Raw genomic sequence first — 20,285 nt, forward strand, 5'->3', positions numbered from 1 at the left:
CGTCGGCATCGGCGGCATGCTCGGCGCCCTCGGCGGCATGGTGTTCTCCAAATATATCGGCCAGGTCCTCGAGACGATCGGGACCTACACCCCGATCTTCATCGTCGCCGGCAGCGCCTATCTGGTGGCTCTGCTGGTCGTGCACCTGCTGGCGCCCAAGATGGAGCCGGTGAAGATCTGAGGGTTGGCCGCCTGGCCTATAACCGGGCGGCATAGCCGTTCCGACGATCCGATACGACAGGCGTCGGCGGGGCGGGCATTTTCCGGCCGAAGACGCCTAGTCCGGCAAGGAAACGCATGAGCCTGATCATCGACTGCCACGGCCACTACACGACCGCGCCGGAGCCGCACAACGCCTGGCGCGAAGCCCAGGTGAAGGCCTTCGAGGGCAAGACCGCCCCGCCGCCCTATCCCGAGATCTCCGACGACCTGATCCGCCAGTCGATCGAGGGCGCCCAGCTGAAGCTGCTGCGCGAGCGCGGCGCCGACATGACCATCTTCAGCCCCCGCGCCTCGACCATGGCCCACCATGTCGGCGACGAGGCCGTCAGCCGGGCCTGGGCGCAGCGCTGCAACGACCTGATCAAGCGGGTGGTCGACCTCTATCCGGAGACCTTCGCGGGCGTCTGCATGCTGCCCCAGTCGCCGGCCGCCGATCTTTCGGGCTCGATCGCCGAGCTGGAGCGCTGCGTCAACGAGCTTGGCTTCATCGGCTGCAACCTGAACCCCGATCCCGGCGGCGGCCACTTCGCCCATCCACCGCTGACCGACCGCTACTGGTATCCCTTCTACGAGAAGATGTGCGAGCTGGACGTGCCGGCCATGATCCACGTGTCGGGCTCGTGCAACCACGCCCTTCACGCCACCGGCGCCTTCTATATCGCCGCCGACACCATCGCCTTCATGCAGCTGATCGAGGGCGACCTGTTCGCCGACTTCCCGACCCTGAAGTTCATCATCCCGCACGGCGGCGGCGCGGTTCCCTATCACTGGGGGCGCTATCGGGGCCTGGCCGACATGCTGAAGAAGCCCGGCCTGGACAAGCACCTGATGAACAACGTGTTCTTCGACACCTGCGTCTATCACCAGCCCGGCGTGAACCTGCTGGCCGAGGTGATCGAGAGCAAGAACATCCTGTTCGGCTCGGAAATGGTCGGCGCGGTGCGCGGCATCGACCCGACGACCGGCTTCTATTTCGACGACACCAAGCGCTATGTCGACGCGCTGGACATCCCGGACGCCGACCGTCACGCGATCTTCGAGGGCAACGCCCGCCGGGTGTTCCCGCGCCTGGACGCCATCCTGAAGGCGCGCGGCCTCTAGCGGAGGTTCCAGCCGGCGAGCACCGCTCGCTGGCTCATCCCTCGGGCCTCGGCCGCCGTCAGCGCGCGGCCACGCCGGAACGCCGCCGCGCCGGGGCCGCCGGATCCGAACTGCGAGAAGCGAACGCTTTCGGGCTGCAGCATGGTGCGTGGGTTGCCGTCCTTGCCGGTGTACCACATCTCGGTCCAGCCCTCGGGCGCGACGTGGTCGTCCATCCAGCAATCGATGAAGGCGGCGGCCGCGACATATTTCGGATCGCCGTAGCGGCCGTCGGGAAACACGCCGGACGGCCGCCAGGGCCGGCCCAGATAGACCGAATGGCGCGCCGTGCCGGGCGCCTTGGTCAGCTTGCAGTCCTTGAACACGAAGCCGAACGGCTGGTCGATCGGCGTGCTGGGGGCGACGACATAGCCGTCGACCGGATTGACCGGGCGCGGCAGCGAGCGGATCTCGCAATCGCGGAAGAACGCCCTGCCCGCCCCGAAGATGAAGTCGTAGCTGCCCGCGATCAGGCACCGCTCGAACAGGCTGCGTCCGGCGTCCGGGAACAGGGTGTCCTGGTAGCTGAGGATGTCGACCTCGGTGATGCGCGCGCGGTCCGATCCCTTGTCGAGCATCAGGGCCACGGCCTGCGGGCCGCCGCCGTCGTGCGAGTGCAGGCCACCCGGCTTGCTCATCTGGGCCAGGCCGTCGAAGGCGTTCTGGATGGTCAGGTTGCGGGCGGCGAAGTCGGGCGCGCGAACGAACAGGGTCGGGGTGCGGAACGTGCCCCAGCGCTTGCCGTCCGGCGCGATCAGGCCCGAGGCGGCCAGGTGGCTGATGACGCTGGCCTGGCGGTCCTCGCCGACCAGGTGGATGAAGGGCCTGTCGATCACGACCTGCTCGTCCCAGACCCCGCGCGTCACCAGGATACGGAACGGCCGCTTGCCGTCCTTGGGCGCGGCGGCGACGGCGGCCGAAAGGCGCTCAAAGGTTGGCGCGGAGAAGCGGCGCGTATCATCCGACCGCTTCAGCACGGCGTCATAGCGCGACGCGGCGACGGCCACGCCCGGGATCAACAACAGGCCGGCCGCGACGGCCCGGCGCGAAACGATCGTCATCGAAGCCTCGAAAACAAAAAGATGGGCGCCGGCCCTGGAGGATCGGCCGACGCCCAACATTCCCCTGGGAGGAGGAAGCCTAGAACGAATACCGGAAGCCGAAATTGTACTGCCGGCCGGTGTGGGAATAGACGTAGACGCTGTCGCGCTGGCTGTCGGTGTACTGGTCGTTGAATTCGTCAGTCAGGTTCAGCCCCTCGAAGGTGACCTTCAGGCGCTTGTTGATCGCGTAGGAGGCCGAGGCGTCGACGGTGAAGGTGTCACGCACCCCGTCGATGTCGTTGGTCGACGTGCCGCTGGGCACGGCGGTCAGGTACTTGTCGCGGTAGGCGCCGGAGACGCGGGCGCTGAACTTGTCGTCCTCGTAGTAGAGCGTGGCGTTGAAGGCGTTCTTCGACAGGCCGACCAGGTCGTTCTGCACGAAGCCGGTGGTCGAGCGCGACGAGATGTAGTCGATCTTGGAGTCGACGATCGTGACGTTGAAGATCGCCCCGGTGTGGCTAAGCGGCCCCGGCAGGAAGCTGAAGGGCTGCTGGTAGCTGATCTCGATCCCCTTCAGCGGCCCGCCCTTGGTGTTGACCGGCTGGCTGAACAGGAAGGTGTCGTTGGCCGAGACGCCGGTCAGGCCGTCGAGCAGGCTGACCGGGAAGCCGGAGGCGGCGAAGGTCTGCGAGATCCGCTGCGTCTGGATGTAGCTGTCGATGTCCTTGTAGAACAGGCCGACCGACAGCAGGGCGTCTTTGGCGAAGTACCACTCGGCCGACAGGTCGTAGGTGGTGGCCCGGATCGGGTCGAGGTTGGGGTTGCCCGAGCTGACGCTGAACACCCCGACGACGCTGAGGCTGCCGCCCGGCGTCAGGCTGCCGAGGTTGGGACGGGTCATGACCTTGGCTGCGCCGAAGCGCAGCAGGAAGTCGGCCGTGACCTCGGCGGTCAGGTTCAGGGCCGGCAGAACGTCCTCGTAGTCGCGCTTGACGGTGGCCTGCTGGGCCGCGCCGGACACCAGCTGATAGCCGGTCGAGCTCTGGTCGGTCTTGACGTAGCGCACCCCGACATCGCCGCGGATCGGCCAGGCGAACCGGTCGCTGTTGAAGTCCAGCTGGACGTAGGCGGCGCTGTCCTTTTCGGTGACGCTGCGGATGTTGCCGCGAGCGGCCGAGTTGCTGGCCCCGGACAGTTCGAACAGGCCCGTGCCGCTGTAGATGTTGAACAGCTTGGCAAAGGCGTCGAGGTCGGGGGCGGCCCAGCTGGTGGGATAGCCCGAACCGCCGAGGTTCTTGCCAAAGCCGCTGACCAGCTTGGTCAGGGTCGCCAGGGTGACGCCGGCCGGCAGCGTCGGCACGACGGACTCGTTGACCCGCGCCAGGGCCCAGGAGTCGAACTCGTACTTCTTGAGGTTCACGCCGGCCTTCAGGCGGAAGGTGTCGTTCAGCTCATAGTCGCCGTCGAGCTGGGCGGTCTGGATGGTGTTGGTCACGCCCTGCGGCCGCAGGCGGATCTCCGAACGCGCCGCGCCGAAATTGTAGGCCAGCGGATCGGTGACGTCGAAACCGAAGTTCATCGCCGGCAGGTTGGCGTTGTTCCGGTAGTCGTAGGAGAAGCCGTCGGCGTTCTCGCGGTTGAGGATCACCGTGGTCTGGATCGGGTTGTCGAAGTCCGACTTCGAGAAGCCGACCAGCCCCGTCACCTTGAAGCGGTCGGTGAAGTGGTGCTCGGCGGTGAAGGTGGCCTGGGTGTACTTGGTCTCGAGCCTGTCGAAGCGGGTCTCGCTCTCGACGTCGACGTCGTCGAACAGGCCGTAGGCCATGTCGCCCTTGGCATTGACCACGCCGTCACGGACGATGATCTCGGGCCGGCCGCCCTGGGCGGCGTTGCGGGCGAAGGACAGGGCCTCCAGCCAGTTCTCGGTGCGGGTGGCCTTGAAGTCCGAATAGAGGAAGTCGGCCGAAATCAAGGTCTTCTCGTCGGGCCTGAACTGCAGCGAGCCGGTCAGGCCCAGGCGCTTCTGGTCGTGGGTCAGGCGGCCGTAGCGCGGGAAGCGCGGCGAGAACACGCTGGCCGAGCTGGCCTGGGTGAAGGTCGAGGCCGGGCTGTAGCCGCCGACCTCCGTGCCGTTCAGCCAGCCGCCCGAGCCGTGGCCCTCTTCCAGCAGGTTGCGCTCGGTATAGGCCACCGAGACCAGCGCGCCGAGCTTGCCGTCGAACCAGGTATCCGAAGCCAGGGCCGCGAAGCGCGGGTCCCAGCTTTCCGACAGATCGTTGTAGCCCTGCTGGGCCGAGACCACGAAGGTCGCGCCCTTGTAGTCGAACGGCCGGCCGGTCTGCAGGTCGACGGTGGCGCCGAGCGAGCCCTCCTCGGTCGAGGCCGAGGCGGTCTTGCGCACGGTGATGCTGTTGAAGAGCTCCGAGGCGAAGACGTTGAAGTCGAACGAGCGGTTGCGGTTGGCGCCGCCCGAGCTGTCGGTGCCGCTGGCCGTGCTCTGGCCCTCGACGCCGTTGATGCGCACGCGGGTGAACTGGGGACCCAGGCCCCGGACGGTGATCTGGCGGCCCTCGCCGGCGTCGCGGGCGATCGACACGCCCGGCACGCGCTGGATGGACTCGGCGAGGTTGGCGTCGGGGAAGTCGGCGATGTCCTCGGCCTTGATGACGTCGACCACGCCGCTGGCCCGCTTCTTGACGTTCAGGGCGCTGCCCAGGCTGGCGCGGAAGCCGGTGACGACCACCTCCTCGACGGCGGCGGGCTCTTCGATCGTGTCGCCGACGGGATCGGCCTGCTGCGGGAGGGAGACGGGGGCGGTCGAGGCCAGCTGCACCGAGGCCTTCTGGCCCAGCACCGCCGTGCGGCCGTCGTTGGACACCACGGTCAGATTGCCGCCGGAGAGCAGGCGCGACAGGCCTTCGGAGACGGTGAAGGTTCCGCGCACGGCGTTGACCTGCTTGCCCTGGACCGCCGCCTGCGGGGCCAGGATTTGCAGGTCGGCCTGCTTGCCAAATTGAGGAATGCCAGTGGCCGCGGCCTGGGCCGGAATGTCGAACTTGCGGGTCTGGGCCTGAGCCTGGGTCCCCACCAGCACCGCCGCGGCGCCCGCCGCCAGCATCAGCGCCGACTTGCCGTAGATCTGTCGCGGATAAGCCATGCCGCGCCCTCCCTTTTTGTTTGTTTCGCACGGCGCTTCTGGGAGCGCCTGTCTAGAGCGATGCGGCGGAAACCGGTTTCCGTCAGACATCGGCGAAGTTTTTCGAAAAATTCGTACGGAGCCCTACTCCGCCAGGCGCGTACCGGCCTCGACGAGAATGGCGTCGCCGCGCACCGTCACCCGGCCGCCGAAGCTGGCGGCGGCGGCGCGGGCGAAGCTTTCGGGCTCGTTGGTGCGGAACCACCCGACCAGTCGCTGATCGGCCAGGCCGCGATCGACGATGACGATCTTGCGGGCGTTGTAGCGATTGAATTCCTCGGCCGCCGCGCCGAAGGCCTCGCCGTCGAGCACGATCTGCCCCTCGCGCCAGGCGAGCTCGCGGGTGATCTCCAGCGAGGCTGGGACGGGGCGGGCCGCGCCGGCGCTGTCGGAGGCGAAGACGCGCTCGCCGGCGGTCACGCGGCGCGGCGCCTCGCCGGTCCCTTCGGACCAGACCTCGACCACGCCCTCGGTGACCAGAACCTCGCTGCCGCCGTCGCGGCGGCGCACGGAGAAGGCCGTGCCGACCGCCCTCACCCGCACCGGCCCGCTCTCGACCACGAACGGCCGCTGGGCGTCCTTGGCGACCTGGAACCAGGCCTCGCCGCGATCCAGGCGCACTTCGCGCTTGCCCGGCTTCATCGCCACTTCCAGCGTGGTGTCGGTGTTGATGGCGGCCATCGAACCGTCGGCCAGGGGCACGCGGCGGATCTCGCCCACGGCGGTGCCGTAACGGGCGGCCAGCAGGCGCGGGACGAACAGGGCCGCGATACAGGCGGCCGCCGCGGCGACGCCGCCGCCGGCCAGCAGGGCGCGGCGCGAAGGCGGTCTGGCGGGCGCGGGCGTCGTCGCTTCGCCGCCCAGCACGCGGGCGCGGTCGAGCAGGGTCCAGCCGGCCTGGGCGCGCACATAGGCCCCGAGCCGGCGCGGATCGCCCGCCAGCCAGGATTCGAGCTCGGCGGTTTCGCCGGCGGGGAGTTCGCCTTGATCGACGCGCACCACCCATCGGGCGGCGCACGCCTCGATGTCAGCGGCGCTTTCGCGTTCGGTCATGCGTGCTCGGCCTCCTCGCGGCCGTCGATGGTTGCTCGGTTTCACCCTCGGCGAGGGCGGCGAGGATGGCGCGAAGCCCCCTCACGGATTCATTCTCGACCACGTTCTCGCTGACCCCCATGCGGCGGGCGATCTCGCGTTGGGGCAGGCCTTCGATCTTGCGCATCTCGAAGATCAGGCGACAGCGGTCGGGCAAGGCGGCGATCAGCCGCCGCACCCGCTCCAGCTCGCGCCGGCCGCCGGCGATGCGCTCGGGCGAAGGCTCGTCCAGCTCGACGTGCAGGGCGTCGATCTCGGCCGCGGTGTCGATCCGCACCACCCGCGCCCGCCGAAGCTGCTCGAGGGCGACGCTGCGGGCGGCCTGGAAGAGATAGGCCCTGGGCTCGCCGATATGCTCGACGGCGCTGAGGCCCGCCAGGCGGCAATAAGTCTCCTGCACGATGTCGTCGACGTCGCCCGCGGCCGCGAACGCCCGTCTCAGCCAGGCGCGCAGGTCGGCTTCATGGGGCAGGATTTCCCGCCCTATCCAAGCCACGACGCGCGTACGCCCCTCCGACACCGTTTCCGCCCTAGTTGTTCTGAAGGGAGCGATGCACGGCCGCGCGATTTCCGTCAAACATCGACGAGAAAAGCGCCTTCAGCCCATCCGGGCGCTGATCAGGAAGCGGCTGCGGCTCTCGGCGGTCTTGCGTTCCAACTCCTGGCGCTCGCGCTGCTCTGTAGCGTCGAGCATGGCTTCCAGCAGGCGCGAGAAGTGCAGCCGCATGGCCTGGCGGGCGGCCTTGGCGTCGCGGCGGCGCAGGGCCTCGACCACGGCGGCGTGCTCGTTCTGGCGGGCGTCGCCGTCGTGATGGCAGATCGACTGGTGGGTGCGGCGCACCTCCGGATCTTCCATGCGGAACTTCCAGAGGGTCTTGATGGTGTGGATGATCACCCGGTTGCCAGAGGCCGAGGCGATGGTCATGTGGAACTCGCGGTCCACCGCCGTCGAGCGGGCGTCGTCGTCGCCAGCTTCGACCATCTCGACCAGCAGGGCGTCGAGCTTGGCCAGATCCGCGTCCGAGATGATCGGCGCGGCCAGGGCGGCGGCTTCGGATTCGAACAGCGAGCGGGCCTCGGTCAGCTCGAAGGCGCTGACGGTCGGCAGGGCTTCGGCGCCGGCGCTGTCGGGGGCGACCGGACCGCAGACATAGACGCCCGAGCCGGCCCGGATGCGCAGGATGCCGCGCGCCTGGAGGGCGATCTCGGCTTCACGGACCGTGACCCGGCTCACCCCCAGCCGTTCGGACATCTCGCGCTCGCCCGGCAGGCGCGAGCCAGACGGGAACTCGCCCGCCCGCACCATGCCGGAGATCTTGTCGGCGATTTCCTCGAACAGCCGGCGGTCGGCCATGGCGCCCCTCTAAGACGTTGTTGCGTCGCCAGATTTGCCCCAACCGGATTAAAATTGGAATAGCAAATTGGTCTGCGCCATGGCCGCCGATCCGGCGCTAGAACCTGGCCCGGATCGAGGCGAAGAACTGCGGCCCGAAATACTGGTAGTTGCGGGTGCTGCCGGCGACCGGCATCGAGTCGATCTTCACCTCGTTGAACAGGTTCAGGCCCTGCAGGCGAAGGTCGATGTGCTTGTTCAGCTTATACTGGGCGGTGAAGTCGAAGACCTCGCTGCCCGAGATGTAGCGCAGCTGGGCGTTGCCGCCGACAAAGTCCTGATAGTAGCGCGAGCGGTAGCGGTAGATGCCTTGCAGGGTCAGCGGACCGTGCTCGTAATAGAGCTGGGCCGACAGCACGTGCTTGGAATAGCCGTTCAGGCCCGCGGCCGGGATCATGCCGTCGGTCACGTCGCCGGTCTCGGCGTCGATGACGTCGCCCAGCCGGATGTCGTGGTTCTTGAAGTTGGTGATCGCGTAGTTGTAGCTCAGCTTGCCGCCGAACCCGTCCAGCGGCTTGGGCAGCCAGGTGAACTGGTTGGAGAGGGTGAACTCCGCGCCGTAGACGTGGCTCTTCTCGTCGCTGTTCTGGGTCTGGGTGACCGGCACGGTGACGTTCTGGCCGTCGATGACGAACTGCTCGTCGATGGTCACCGGGATGAAGCCGCCGGTGAACTGCTTGTAGTACAGCGTCGTCGCCAGGATGGTGTCGCGGTTGTAGTAGTATTCCAGCGCCACGTCGGCGTTCCACGACATGATCGGCTTCAGGCGCGGGCTGCCGCTGGCGACGATCTCGCCGATGGCGTCCTGGACCGAGGTGAAGTCTGTCCCGTCCTGCAGGGTGATGGTCCGCCCCGCCGCCAGGCTGCTCGGCGCCGGCCGCGACATGGCGCGGTAGAGGGCCAGACGCGCGACCGTCTTGGGGTTCAGGTCGAAATTGGCGTTGACGCTGGGCAGCACGCGGAAGCTGGAGGCCTTGATCCGGGTCGGATCGAATTGGCCGGTCTCGACCAGCCGGATCGAGCCGTCGCTGTTGTTGACGATGTCGAGCTCGGCCCGCAGCCCCTTGGAGACCACGCGGGTGTCGACGACGCGCACCCCGAAATTGCCGCGCACCGGCAGGCCGGCCGTCTCGCCCTTGTACGAGGCCATGACGTAGCCCGACCACACCGTCTCGGTGACGTCGGCATTGGCCACCGAGCGGGTGTCGCCGCTGCCGCCGGAATCTTCCGCGCCCAGATAGTTGCGGAACTGGCAGAGGGTGTCGAAGGTCGCCCAGCTCTTGATGGTGTTGTTGGGCGCGTCGGCCAGATAGTCCGACTGCGGGAAGTTCGTGCGACAGGCCAGGTTCACCGCCCGGTCCACGGCCAGGCTGGCCTGATCGATGGTGACTAGGTCGTCATAGGTGGTGTAGCGGCGGCGCGAATAGCGCAGGCCGGCGTCGATCTTCTCGATGAAGCCGTCCAGATCGTAGCGGGCGTCGAAGCGGGTCGCGAAGATGCGGTCCTTCTTCTCTTCCTCCTCGCGGGTCAGGCGGGCGTCGTCGCTGAACAGCGACCAGTCGTTGAGGTTGAAGCGCGGATCGACGGTCAGGGTCGGGGCGAAGCCGTTGCGGGCGTCGTAGGTGAACGGGATCCGCTGGTTGTTGATGGTCGTGCGGTTACCGTAGATGTCCAGCGGATCGGTGCGCAGGCGGACCGAACGGGTCAGGTCGGTGCGCGTGGTCTGGCTGTAGGAGAGGTCGCCGCTGAGGGTCAGGCGATCGGTGGCCCGGAACTCGATGTCGCCGCCGCCGCCCAGATACTCCTCCTCGCGCTGGAACAGGGTCGAGACCGATTGCAGGGTGCTGGAGCCGGTGGCGTAGAGCAGCCGGTGCTGGTCGTCGTACTGCACGTTGCGCAGGGCGTAGCGGCCTTCGGCGAAGCCCAGGTCGTGGCGGTCTTCCTGGTAGTTCCGCTTCGAGTATTCCATGTCCAGATTGATGTCGAAGCGGTCGTTGGGCTGCCACTGCACCGCGCCGAAGATGGCGTCGCGCTTCTCCTTGGCGGTCAGCTGGCGATAGGTGATCGAGTTGGGCGCCAGGTAGAACGGCGTGCCGGCGGCGGCCTGGGCGCGGGTCACCTCGGTGCAGTTGCCGGTGGCGTTGATATTGGCGTTGCAGGCCAGCCAGGTGTTGGAGGCGACGTAGGATTCGGCCGGGTCGTCAACCTGATTGCGCTGCACGCCGAGAGAGACGCCGACCTCGCCCAGCTTGCCCAGCTCGTACTGGTCGACATAGCTGGCCGTGCCGCGCCAGCCCCACGGGTCGGAGCCCGTGATCCGCTTCTGGTAGGGGTTGTAGTTGCCCTTCAGCTCGGTCTGCAGAAGGCGCTTGCCGTAGTCGAGCGGCTTCTTGGTCTCCATCTCGATGGTGCCGGCCACGCCGCCCTCGATCAGGTCGGCCTGCTGGGACTTGTAGATCTTGATGCCGTTGAAGAGTTCGGACGGGAACTGGCCGAAATTGACGGCGCGGTCGCCGCTGCCGTTCGAGGCCTCGCGGCCATTGAAGGTGGTGGCCGACAGGAACGAGCCCAGGCCCCGCAGCGACACTTCGGTCGGGCCGTAGTTGCCGCGGTCGGCGGTGGCGCCTGTTATCGTCATGATCGCCTCGCCGATCGACTGGCCGGGAAGATCGCCGATCTCGTTGGCCGACAGGGCGTCGACGATGGCCGTGGTGTCGCGCTTGACCGCGATGGAATTCTGCATGGTCTGGCGGACGGCGCTGACCACCACCTCGTCGACCGAATTGTCGGTGATCTCCTGGTCGGCCGGCGCGGTGGCGACCGCTTCCTGGGCGCAGGCGCCGGCAGCGAACGCGATGGCCGAGGCGGCGACGCCGCAGCTCAGGACCGACCGCAAAACAGCGAACCGTGATTGGGCGCGCAGAGTATTGGCGACGTGCATGTTTGCTCCCTCCCCTTCTTTTCTTATGCCGGAACCGTGCGACCTGACCGCAGGTGCGTCAAGGTGGATTCTCGGACCAATTTTAGAAATAATTAGGCCAATTATGGCGCATCGATTTGCATACCAATTTTCGATGCGCAGGCGCGCGGAAGCGATCCCCGGCCAGGGCCGTGGCGCGAAGCCGCTTCCGCGTCCTTCCCGGCTTAAGGAACCAGTTGGCTGCGCAGCGCCGGAACGGCGGCGGCCAGATCGTCGGCGACCAGCTTGGCGAACACCCGCGCGCCGGTCTCGCCGACGTGGGTGTAGTCGAACTTGCGGGCCACCTGGCCCCGCGGCCCCGTCGCCGTGGTCGGAACGTCGGGTAGGCGCGCCTCCTCGGCCGCGCGCGGCGGCAGGGTCGTGCCGGCCTGGGCGGCGGCCAATTCCTCGGGGATCGGCTCGGCCATGGCCAGCTTCATGGAGTCGACGGGACCCAGCTTCTGCACGACGCGAGCGCTGGCCTTGTTGAGATCCACCAGCGGGGCCTTGGTCTCGGCGGCGACCTTGCGGACCTCCTCCGACCACGGCTCCAGGGTGTTCTTTAGCTGGCCGCCGGCGAACTCGCGGCGGCTGAGCGGGGTCAGCAGCACCGGCTCGGCGCCGGCCGCCCTCACCTCCTCGACGAACCGCTTCAGGTTGGCCGGGAACTCGGTGGTCATGTCGGTCCAGCGCTCGCCCTTGGACGACTGATCGTTGTGGGCGAACTGGATCAGCACGTAGGTGGCGGCGTAGCCCTTCACCCGCGCTTCGTTCAGCGCGATCTCCCACGAGCCCTCGGCGCGGTAGCTGCGGGTCGAGCGCCCGCCCCGGCCGAGGTTCAGGCAGTTCAGCGACGACTTGACGTGATAGTCGCAGAAGGCCGAGGCCCAGCCGCTGCCGGGGGCCATGGTGGAGTCACCCACCAGGATGATCTTGTAGGGCTTGATCGGCGCGGCGTCGGTGCGCGGCTCGCGCGCCTTTTCCGGACCGGGCGGCTGAGCCAGGACGGCGGCCGGAGCCGCCGCCAGGACCAGGGCCGCGAGCATCGCGGTTCTTATTTTCATTGGATCCTCCCTCCTGTTCTTGTCGGCTTTTTTCGTGTTCTGGACCGGCCCTACGAGAAGGCCAGCCCGCCGTTGATGTCGAGATTGACCCCGGCCAGGAACGAGGCGTCCTGCGAGGCCAGGAAGGCCACCGCGGCGGCCACTTCCTCGGGCGCGCCCTCGCGGCGCAGGGGCGTACTGCCGGCCACGGCCGCGCGGCCTTCGGGCTTGGAGAAGATGTCGTGGAAACTGGTGCCGATCAGGCCCGGGCACAGGGCGTTGACGCGGATGCCGCGCGGGCCCAGCTCCTTGGCCCAGCCCCGGGTAAGGGTCATCAGCGCGCCCTTGGAGGCGGCATAGACGCTGGCCCCGGGACCGCCGCCGTCGCGGCCGGCCAGCGAGGCGATGTTGATGATCGCCGCGCCGTCGGGGATGTGCGGCAGGGCCGCCTTGGTCACCAGGAAGGCCGACTTCAGGTTCAGGGTCATGACCTGGTCGAAGAAGGCCTCATCCATCTCGGCCAGGCTCTTGCGGGCGACCATGCCGCCGGCGAGATTCACGAGAATGTCGATCCTGCCGGTCACGCCGGCCGCCGCCTCGATGAGGCTGGCGACTTCGGTCGCGTCGGTGACGTCGGCGCGGTGGAGCACCGCCTTGCCGCCGGCCGCTTCGATACGCTGGGCCGTCTCCTGGGCCGAGGCTTCGTCGCCCCGATAGTTGACCACCACGGTCGCGCCTTCGGCGGCCAGACGCAGCGACACTTCGCGGCCGATGTCGCGGCCGCCGCCGGTCACGAGCGCGACCTTGTCCTTGAACCTCATGCGGTCCCCTTTTCACTGATGTCGGAAGACGGCGCGGGCACGGGGCTTTCGCGCCCGCCCAGCAGCCAGAGAGAGATGACGCCCAGCGGCACGATGGCCGCCGCCAGGACGAAGATCGGGGCGTAGCCGTGCTGGGTCATGACAGGCACCAGCCAGGTGGTGACCAGGGTGCCGGCCACCGCGGCGGTGCCGCCGACGCCGGCGATCGTGCCCACGGCCCCGCCGCCGTAATAGTCGCTTGGCAGGGTCTGGATGTTGTTGATGGCGACCTGGAAGCCGAACAGGATCACGGCGATCAGCAGCACGGCGGCCAGCGGCGTCGCGGCCTGGGCCGTCAGGATCAGGGCCGGCAGCATGATCACCCCGCCCAGGGTCACGGCGAAGCGCCGGGCGCTGAGGGTCTTCCAGCCGCGCCGGATCAGCGCCCCCGACAGCCAGCCGCCGCCGAGGCTGCCCAGCATGGCGCCGACGAACGGCACCCAGGCGAACAGGCCGATCTGGCGCACGTCGAAACCGAAGCTTTCCGCGAGGTAGATCGGCAGCCAGGAGACGAACAGCCACCAGACCGGATCCAGGAAAAAGCGCGAGACGATGATCGCCCAGCTCTGCTTCTGGCGCAGCAGCTGGCGCAGGGTCGGCGACCAGCCGGCCTTGGCGTTGGCCTCGCCGCGATCGGCGATATGGGCCCGTTCGGCCTCGCTGAGCCAGGGGTGGGCGCCCGGATCGGCGCGGTAGATGAACAGCCAGGGCAGCAGCCACAGGAAGCCCAGCACCCCGACCACCAGGAAGGTCGCCCGCCAACCCAAGAGCTCGAACAGGAGGGCCACCAGGGGCGCGGAGATGATCGCCCCGATCGCCGCGCCGGAGTTGAAGATGCCTTGCGCCAGGGCCCGCTCACGCGGCGGGAACCACAGGGCGTTGGCCTTGACCGCGCCAGGCCAGTTGCCGGCCTCGCTGATCCCCAGCGTCACGCGCAGCAGGCTGAGCAGCCCGAGCGACCGCACCAGGCTGTGAGCGGCGATCGACAGCGACCAGACCAGGATCGAGACCGCGAAGCCCATGCGGGTGCCGATGACGTCGAACACCTTGCCGAACAGCGACTGGCCGAAGGCGTAGGCGACCATGAAGATGGTCACCAGCAGGGCGTAGTCGGCCTTGTCGGCGCCGATGTCCTTCGACACCGCCGGCCACATCACGGCCAGGGCGTTGCGGTCGATGTAGTTGATGACGGTCGCCAGCCCGACCAGGCTGACGATCAGCCAGCGCAAGCCGCCCTTCATTGGCCCGCGCCCTTGCCATCGAAGCGCGCGAAGTGGCCCTTCCAGCTGATCGGCTTGCCGTCGACCGTGGCCTTGTGGGTCGCCCTAGCTTCGGCGCTGTCGGCGATGGCGAGCGTGACCGTGCGGCCGCCGGCCAGGACGAGGGTGACGACGTCAGCGTCGGCCGTTCTCACATGGCGCAGGCTCTCGATGCGGCTGGTGCTGCCCTCGGTGGTCTCGGCCGAAGGGTCATAGGCCCCGTGCGGCTCGAGCACGCCGACGAAGGTCGTATCGCCCGGACTCTTCACCCGCTGGATCAGCACCGGCTCGCGGCGCAGGTTGAATTTGGGGTCGTTGGCGCCGCTCTCGCCCAGGATCACCTGGGCCCCGGCCGGCGGCAGCATGCGCCAGGTATAGAAGCGCTCGCCGTTGATCCAGGTCAGGCGGGCGTTGGACGCGTCGGGCGCGCCCGTCGCATCGACCCACAGGTGCTGGTAGCCGTCGTCCTTGCCCAGCACCGGCCGCTCGGCCAGGTTCTGCTGCAGCGGGAAGCCGGCGTCGATGATGTGGCCGGCAAAGTGCAGCGGCAGGTCGTACTGGGCCGGCTTGTCGCCGTGCACCTTGAGCAGGTCGAGCACCAGCGGCGGGCCCTTGCCGACCTCGATCTGGACGATCGAGCGGCGGAAGGTCACGCCCGGCCAGGCCCCGGCCATCTCGGCGGTGCTGATCCGCGTATCGCCCTCGGCGGAGAAGAAGATCTGCCGGGGCGCCAGCGTGTTGGCGACCTTGACCTTGCCGTCGAACTGGCTGGTCTCGTTCACGACAAGAGTGTTGTGGGCCACGGTCTGCTTGGCCCAGGTCTCGTTTTCCTTGAGGTAGCGGCCGCCGTCCTTGGCCTCGATGTTCAGGAAACGGGCCGCGCCGTAGTCGGTGACGATGGGCCGGCCGGCGTCGTAGAGAATCCAGTTCAGCTTGTCGTAGTGGCCGTGACCCATGCCCTGGGCGGTGTTCTTGACGGCCACGACCTCGTCGTCGTCGCCCGGTCCGGCGCGCATGACGGCGATGGCGCCCTGGTCGCCGTCGGGACCGTCGCGGAACAGCATCGAGGCGTAGGGGAACGGCTTTTCCTTGCCAGCGGCCAAGTCGCGGGCGACCTCCAGGCCGTCGGGCGTCAGGGTGGTGCGACCCTGCCAGCGGGCGATCGACAGCAGCGACGGATCATGGGTCGCGCCATAGGCGATGGCCACCGACTGGTAGAGCTCGTCGGTCTTCAGGCTCTTCTCGGTCAGGGCGTCGTTGAACGGGAAGAAGTAGCCGTCATAGGTCAGTTGCACCGCCGCGCGGACCGCCTTGGTCAGCACGCCGTCGCGGTATTCGAAGATCTTCCGCTGCGGCTCGTTCTGCTCGATCGCGTGGGCGAAGACAACGAACGGCTGCAGGGCGTAGCGCTGATAGTACGGCCCCTCGGCGTAGTAGCCGTCGGGTGAGAACAGCTGGTCGATCTGCTTGAGGAAGCCGACCTTGCCCGAGCGGTCCGTGCCCTTCAGCGCCTTCTCGACCATCACCTGGTCGCGCAGCACGTAGCCGGTCATGCCGACGGCGGCGCAGGCCCAGGTGGCGTGGTTGTGGATGATGTCGAAGACCTGCGGCTGGTCGTCGGCGATGAACTTGGCCATCGGCCGGAAGACGCCGTCGTCGATGGTCTTGCGGTCGGCGTCGCTGAGGGTGTCGCGGATCGCGTCGTAGCCCTGGATCGAATAGACCACCCAGACCGCGTCGTTCAGGCTCTGCCAGAACAGCTTGCCGGCGGAATTGTTCTTGGCGGCCGGGTGCAGGCCCAGGGTCGGATAGAGCTTGGCGTATTCCAGAAGCAGGCGGCGGGCGTAGTCGGCATAGGCCTTGTCACCGGTGGCGCGGTACAGCATGCCCGCGCCGTAAATGGCCATGTAGTTGCGCTTGTGCTGCTCGTGGGTGCGGCCGCCGCCGGGATCCTTCGGCACGGGCACGTCGATCCCGGCCTTCATGGCCGCGTCGACTTCCTTGCGGACCCGCGCCAGCTCGTCGGCGAACATAGGATAGCGCGCGCCCTCGGTGCGCATGGCCGCCAGGCCCGCCCCGCCGATCAGCACGGGCTGCTGCCCGCTCGGTTGAGCCATGGCCGGCAGGGCCACTGAGACCATCAGGGCCAGGACCAGGCCGCTCGCGCATCGCCGAATGTTCCGCACGCCTACTACTCCCTCGACGCCGCCGGCTCTGTGGCCGGTCCGCAGGTTCGAGAAAACGGCATACAGCCGAGCGGACCATTTGTCCTAACAAATTTTCAGATCTTGACCCATTTTTGGTCCGGCATTTTATCTATACCAATTTAGACCAATTTGGTTCGACGCACGGCCGGTGGCTGGCAGGCATGGCGGAGCACACCCGCGCGCTGACGGATCAAGGGATGTGGACGGCGATCGGGAGTGGAACGGCGCGCAGCCGTCAGGTGATCCGGCGCTTTTCCAGCTTCCGGGCCAGGGTGCGGCGGTGCATGCCGAGGCGCCGGGCGGTCTCGGAGATGTTGAAGTCGGTCTCGACCAGGGTCTGGTGGATCCGCTCCCACTCCAGGTTCTTCAGGGAGGTGGCGCGTTCGCCAATGACCGCGCCGGCGTCGCCTTCACGCTTGTCGAAGGCCGCCTCGATGTCGTCGGTGTTGGAGGGCTTGGCCAAGTAGTGGCAGGCGCCCAGCTTGATCGCCTCGACCGCCGTGGCGATGCTGGCGAAGCCGGTCAGCACCACGATCAGCATGTCCGGGTCACGGGCGATCAGCGCCTGCACGCAGGTCAGGCCCGACTCGCCGGCCAGCTTGAGGTCGACGACGGCGTAGCGCGGCGTGAAGGTCTCCAGCGCCGCCAGGGCCTCGTCCAGGCCATGGACGTGGACCACCTCGTAACCCCGGCGCTCGAAGGAGCGCTTGAGGGTGGCGGCGAACTTCTCGTCGTCCTCGACGATGATCAGCTTGCGCTCAGCGGGCATGATGCCTCCGGATCTGCAGCGAGGCCAGGGGCAGGATCAGGACGACGCTGGCGCCGCCCTCGGGGCGGTTCTCGGCCCGCACCTCGCCGCCCAGCTTGCGCAGCACGTTGACGACCAGGAAGAGGCCCAGGCCGCCCCCTGCTCGCCCCTTGGTCGAATTGTAGGGCCGGCCGAAGTTCTCGAGGGTGTCGGGCGCGAAGCCCGGACCGTCGTCGTCGACCTCGATGACGATCAGCCCGCCGCTGACCCCGACATGCAGCCGCACCGCCTCGGGCGAGGCGTCCAGGGCGTTGTCGAGGACGTTGTGGATCACCTGCTTGAGGGTCGATTCCGCGACGATCGAGAACGGCGTGACCAGGTCGGTCTCGTAGACCAGCACGTCGCTGTTGCGGGTGGCGCGCCACTCGGCGACCACCTCGTCCATGAAGGCCCGCAGGCCGCTGACGCGGACCTCGTCGCCCCGCGCCTCGCCGGCCGACAGCAGCACGCCGGTGACGATCTGCTTGCAGCGCTGGACCTCGCCGCGCATGTCCTCCAGCTCCTGGGCGAGCTCGGGGTCGGCCATGAACACCGGCATGCGCCGCCAGTCGCCGAGGATGACGTCCAAGGTGGCCAGCGGCGTGCCCAGCTCGTGCGCCGCGCCGGAGGCCAGCAGGCCCATGCGGACGATGTGGGTCTCTTCGGCGGCCCGCTGGCGCAGCTCGGCCAGGTGGGCGTCGTGGCGGCGCAGGTTGGTGTTGATCCGCGAGACGAAGGTCACCAGCAGCACCGCGTCCAGCACCACCCCCATCATCATGCCCATGATGAACAGGCCGAAGAACGCCTGGTCGCTGAGGCCGCTGGCGATCACCGGACGGTTGAAGGCCACCAGCATCAGGAAGCAGAAGCTGGTCAGGAACACGATCGCCCAGGTCGCCCAGACCTCGAGCAGCACCACGCCCAGGATCACGTGCAGCAGGTAGAGGGTCGTGAACGGGTTGGTGGCGCCGCCGCTGAAATAGAGCTGTGCGGTCAGGGCCAGGGCGTCCAGCGCCAGGGCCGAGAACAGGTCGTAGGGGCCCAGCGGCTGGGCGCTCTTCAGGCGCAGCAGACTGGCGAGGTTCAGCACCACCAGCGCGGCCAGCACCAGCATCATCGCCGCTAGCGGCAGCGCGAAACCGAGACTGAAGTGCACGGCCAGGATGGTCACGACCTGACCGACCACGGCGATCCAGCGCAGGTGGATCAGCTGCAGCATGTTCTGGCGGGCGATGGCGTCGGCGGGGTTCGCCGCGTTGTCCGCGGCCCGCGCCCCCGAAAGCCAGCCCGACATGCCGGCGATCAGGAGGCGGGCGGTCGGCGTCATGGGGCCTCTTTAACCCGGTTCCGGCGCGCGTCGAACAGAACATAGGCGGCCGCGCCGCCGGTCAGCAGCGCCAGGCCGAACCATGTCAGAGCATAGACCAGGTGGCTGTTGGGGAAATTGACGACGGTCAAGCCGCCCATGGGCCAGCCCCCGGGATTGGCCGTGGCGTCCGCGTCGATGAAATAGGGCGCGGTCGGCCCCAGCCCCTTGGCCTTGGCGATCGCCGGGACGTCGCGGGAGTACCAGCGGCCGCCGGCCGGGTCGTTGCTGCGCAGGAAGCCGCCATGCGGCTCGGTCAGGCGCAGCAGGCCGACGACGCTGACCGGACCGGCGGCCTGGGCGGCCAGACGGGTTCCGGGCGCGCGGTGATCTGCGGGTACGAAGCCGCGATTGACGAGGACGTCGAAGCCTTGATCGGTGGCGAGCGGAGTGACGACCCAGAAGCCGGGCCCTTCGCGGGTCACGGCCTGAACCAGAGTCTCGCGGTCGTGCAGGAAACGCCCCGCGAGGCGCACGCGGCGATAGCCGTCGGAGGCCTGGCTGATCCCCGCCCAGCGGTCGGGACCGGGGGGCGGGGTCGGCTCTGCGTGGATGCGCTGCTCGACCCGGGCGATCAGGTCGAGCTTCCAGGCCCTGCGCTGGACCTGCCAGCCGCAGAGCGCCAGGAAGAACGCCGTGAAGGCCAGGCAGAGCCCGACCAAGGCGATCGTCCGGGCGCCGCCGCGGCGGGCCTTGATCACGGGGCCTGCCGCATGTCGTGCGGCATCGGAGCCATCATGTGGGTGTCGAGGTTGTGCATGACCCAAAGCGAACCGGCCAGGGCGATCACCACCACGATCAGGGTGAACACCAGGGCCAGCATGGTCCAGCCGCCTTCCGACCGCGGGTTCATGTGCAGGAAGTAGATCATGTGGACGACCACCTGGATCGCGGCTAGGCCCATGACCGCTACGGCGGTCATCTGGTGGGTCGGCAGCACGTCGGCCATGACCAGCCAGAACGGGATGGCGGTGAGGATCACCGCCAGCACGAAGCCGATCACATAGTCTTTCAGCGTGCCGTGAGCGGCGCCACCGTCGTGGTGGTCGTGCCCATGATCGTGAGCGTCGTGCGCATCGTGGCTGGCCGCGCTCATTTCAGGACTCCGAGCAGATAGACGAACGAGAAGACGCCGATCCAGATGACGTCGAGGAAGTGCCAGAACATCGACAGGCACATCAGGCGGCGCTTCATTTCGACGCCGAGGCCGCGCTGGCTGACCTGCACCATAAGGGTGACCAGCCAGATGATGCCGAAGGTCACGTGCAGGCCGTGGGTGCCGACCAGGACGAAGAACGACGACAGGAAGGCGCTGCGCTGCGGACCCGCGCCCTCATGGATGAGGTGATGGAACTCGTAGAGCTCCAGCGACAGGAAGCCGAGGCCGAACAGGCCGGTGATCGCCAGCCACACCAGGGTCGGCGTCACCTTCTTGGCCTGGGCCGAGAGCATGGCGAAGCCGTAGGTGATCGACGAGAACAGCAGCAGCGCGGTGTTGACCGCCACGATGGGCAGATCGAACAGATCCGCCCCCGAGGGGCCGGCCGCGTAGTTGCGGCCGAGCACGGCGTAGCAGGCGAACAGGACCGCGAAGATCAGGCAGTCGCTCATCAGGTAGATCCAGAACCCCAGCAGGGTCCCGTTCTCCGGATGGTGGTCCTCGGTCAGGTGGAAGCGGGTGTTGTCCGCTTCGGTCAGGGTCTGGGCGTGGGCCATGA

At 68.1% G+C, this 20,285-nt stretch carries 16 protein-coding genes and 1 pseudogene; 2 read left to right on the top strand and 15 right to left on the bottom strand.

Annotated elements, in window-relative coordinates:
• Both I4Q42_RS17890 and I4Q42_RS17895 read left to right on the top strand, forming a co-directional pair.
• Positions 1 to 181: pseudogene (locus I4Q42_RS17890) on the top strand (MFS transporter); the annotation flags it as partial.
• Positions 182 to 297: 116 nt separating this feature from the next.
• Positions 298 to 1,323, top strand: a complete 1,026-nt coding sequence (locus I4Q42_RS17895; protein WP_198577457.1) for an amidohydrolase family protein — start codon at positions 298 to 300, stop codon at positions 1,321 to 1,323.
• On the opposite strand, the gene I4Q42_RS17900 is transcribed toward I4Q42_RS17895, so the two are convergent.
• From I4Q42_RS17900 to cyoC, 15 genes are all read right to left on the bottom strand, one after another.
• Positions 1,320 to 2,423, bottom strand: coding sequence for a pectinesterase family protein (locus I4Q42_RS17900; protein ID WP_198577458.1), 1,104 nt, complete (start codon positions 2,421 to 2,423; stop codon positions 1,320 to 1,322). The genes I4Q42_RS17895 and I4Q42_RS17900 overlap by 4 nt on opposite strands.
• A 79-nt stretch (positions 2,424 to 2,502) precedes the next feature.
• Entirely contained in the window at positions 2,503 to 5,562 is a 3,060-nt protein-coding gene (locus I4Q42_RS17905; RefSeq protein ID WP_198577459.1) for a TonB-dependent receptor, read from the bottom strand.
• Positions 5,563 to 5,685: 123 nt separating this feature from the next.
• Entirely contained in the window at positions 5,686 to 6,654 is a 969-nt protein-coding gene (locus I4Q42_RS17910) for a FecR family protein (RefSeq protein WP_198577460.1), read from the bottom strand.
• Positions 6,629 to 7,213, bottom strand: a complete 585-nt coding sequence (locus I4Q42_RS17915) for an RNA polymerase sigma factor (RefSeq protein WP_198577461.1) — start codon at positions 7,211 to 7,213, stop codon at positions 6,629 to 6,631. The genes I4Q42_RS17910 and I4Q42_RS17915 overlap by 26 nt, the downstream gene beginning before the upstream one ends.
• A gap of 78 nt (positions 7,214 to 7,291) precedes the next feature.
• Entirely contained in the window at positions 7,292 to 8,047 is a 756-nt protein-coding gene (locus I4Q42_RS17920; RefSeq protein WP_198577462.1) for a FadR/GntR family transcriptional regulator, read from the bottom strand.
• A 97-nt stretch (positions 8,048 to 8,144) separates the two neighbouring features.
• The gene (locus I4Q42_RS17925) at positions 8,145 to 11,027 is read right to left on the bottom strand and encodes a TonB-dependent receptor (RefSeq protein ID WP_198577463.1); all 2,883 of its coding nucleotides are present in this window, start codon (positions 11,025 to 11,027) and stop codon (positions 8,145 to 8,147) included.
• A 203-nt stretch (positions 11,028 to 11,230) separates the two neighbouring features.
• Complete coding sequence (locus tag I4Q42_RS17930; protein ID WP_232793258.1) at positions 11,231 to 12,109, bottom strand: rhamnogalacturonan acetylesterase; 879 nt, start codon at positions 12,107 to 12,109, stop codon at positions 11,231 to 11,233.
• Positions 12,110 to 12,159: 50 nt separating this feature from the next.
• Entirely contained in the window at positions 12,160 to 12,909 is a 750-nt protein-coding gene (locus tag I4Q42_RS17935) for an SDR family NAD(P)-dependent oxidoreductase (RefSeq protein ID WP_198577464.1), read from the bottom strand.
• Positions 12,906 to 14,189 (bottom strand): MFS transporter, encoded by a 1,284-nt coding sequence (locus I4Q42_RS17940; protein WP_198577465.1) that lies wholly within the window; start codon positions 14,187 to 14,189, stop codon positions 12,906 to 12,908. Before I4Q42_RS17940 ends, I4Q42_RS17935 begins: the two co-directional genes overlap by 4 nt.
• Complete coding sequence (locus tag I4Q42_RS17945) at positions 14,186 to 16,393, bottom strand: alginate lyase family protein (protein ID WP_198577466.1); 2,208 nt, start codon at positions 16,391 to 16,393, stop codon at positions 14,186 to 14,188. Before I4Q42_RS17945 ends, I4Q42_RS17940 begins: the two co-directional genes overlap by 4 nt.
• Before the next feature lie 256 nt (positions 16,394 to 16,649).
• On the bottom strand, positions 16,650 to 17,183 hold the full coding sequence (locus tag I4Q42_RS17950) for a response regulator transcription factor (RefSeq protein ID WP_198577467.1): 534 nt from the start codon (positions 17,181 to 17,183) through the stop codon (positions 16,650 to 16,652).
• Complete coding sequence (locus I4Q42_RS17955; RefSeq protein ID WP_198577468.1) at positions 17,173 to 18,528, bottom strand: ATP-binding protein; 1,356 nt, start codon at positions 18,526 to 18,528, stop codon at positions 17,173 to 17,175. The genes I4Q42_RS17950 and I4Q42_RS17955 overlap by 11 nt, the downstream gene beginning before the upstream one ends.
• Positions 18,525 to 19,268, bottom strand: a complete 744-nt coding sequence (locus tag I4Q42_RS17960) for an SURF1 family protein (protein WP_332873107.1) — start codon at positions 19,266 to 19,268, stop codon at positions 18,525 to 18,527. The genes I4Q42_RS17955 and I4Q42_RS17960 overlap by 4 nt, the downstream gene beginning before the upstream one ends.
• Positions 19,265 to 19,663, bottom strand: coding sequence for a cytochrome o ubiquinol oxidase subunit IV (cyoD, locus tag I4Q42_RS17965; RefSeq protein WP_198577469.1), 399 nt, complete (start codon positions 19,661 to 19,663; stop codon positions 19,265 to 19,267). The genes I4Q42_RS17960 and cyoD overlap by 4 nt, the downstream gene beginning before the upstream one ends.
• Entirely contained in the window at positions 19,660 to 20,283 is a 624-nt protein-coding gene (gene cyoC / locus I4Q42_RS17970) for a cytochrome o ubiquinol oxidase subunit III (protein ID WP_232793259.1), read from the bottom strand. Before cyoC ends, cyoD begins: the two co-directional genes overlap by 4 nt.
• Between the last annotated feature and the right edge of the window lie 2 nt (positions 20,284 to 20,285).

It is taken from the genome of Caulobacter hibisci (assembly GCF_016135805.1).
In the GTDB taxonomy this organism is placed as follows: Bacteria; Pseudomonadota; Alphaproteobacteria; order Caulobacterales; family Caulobacteraceae; genus Caulobacter; species Caulobacter hibisci.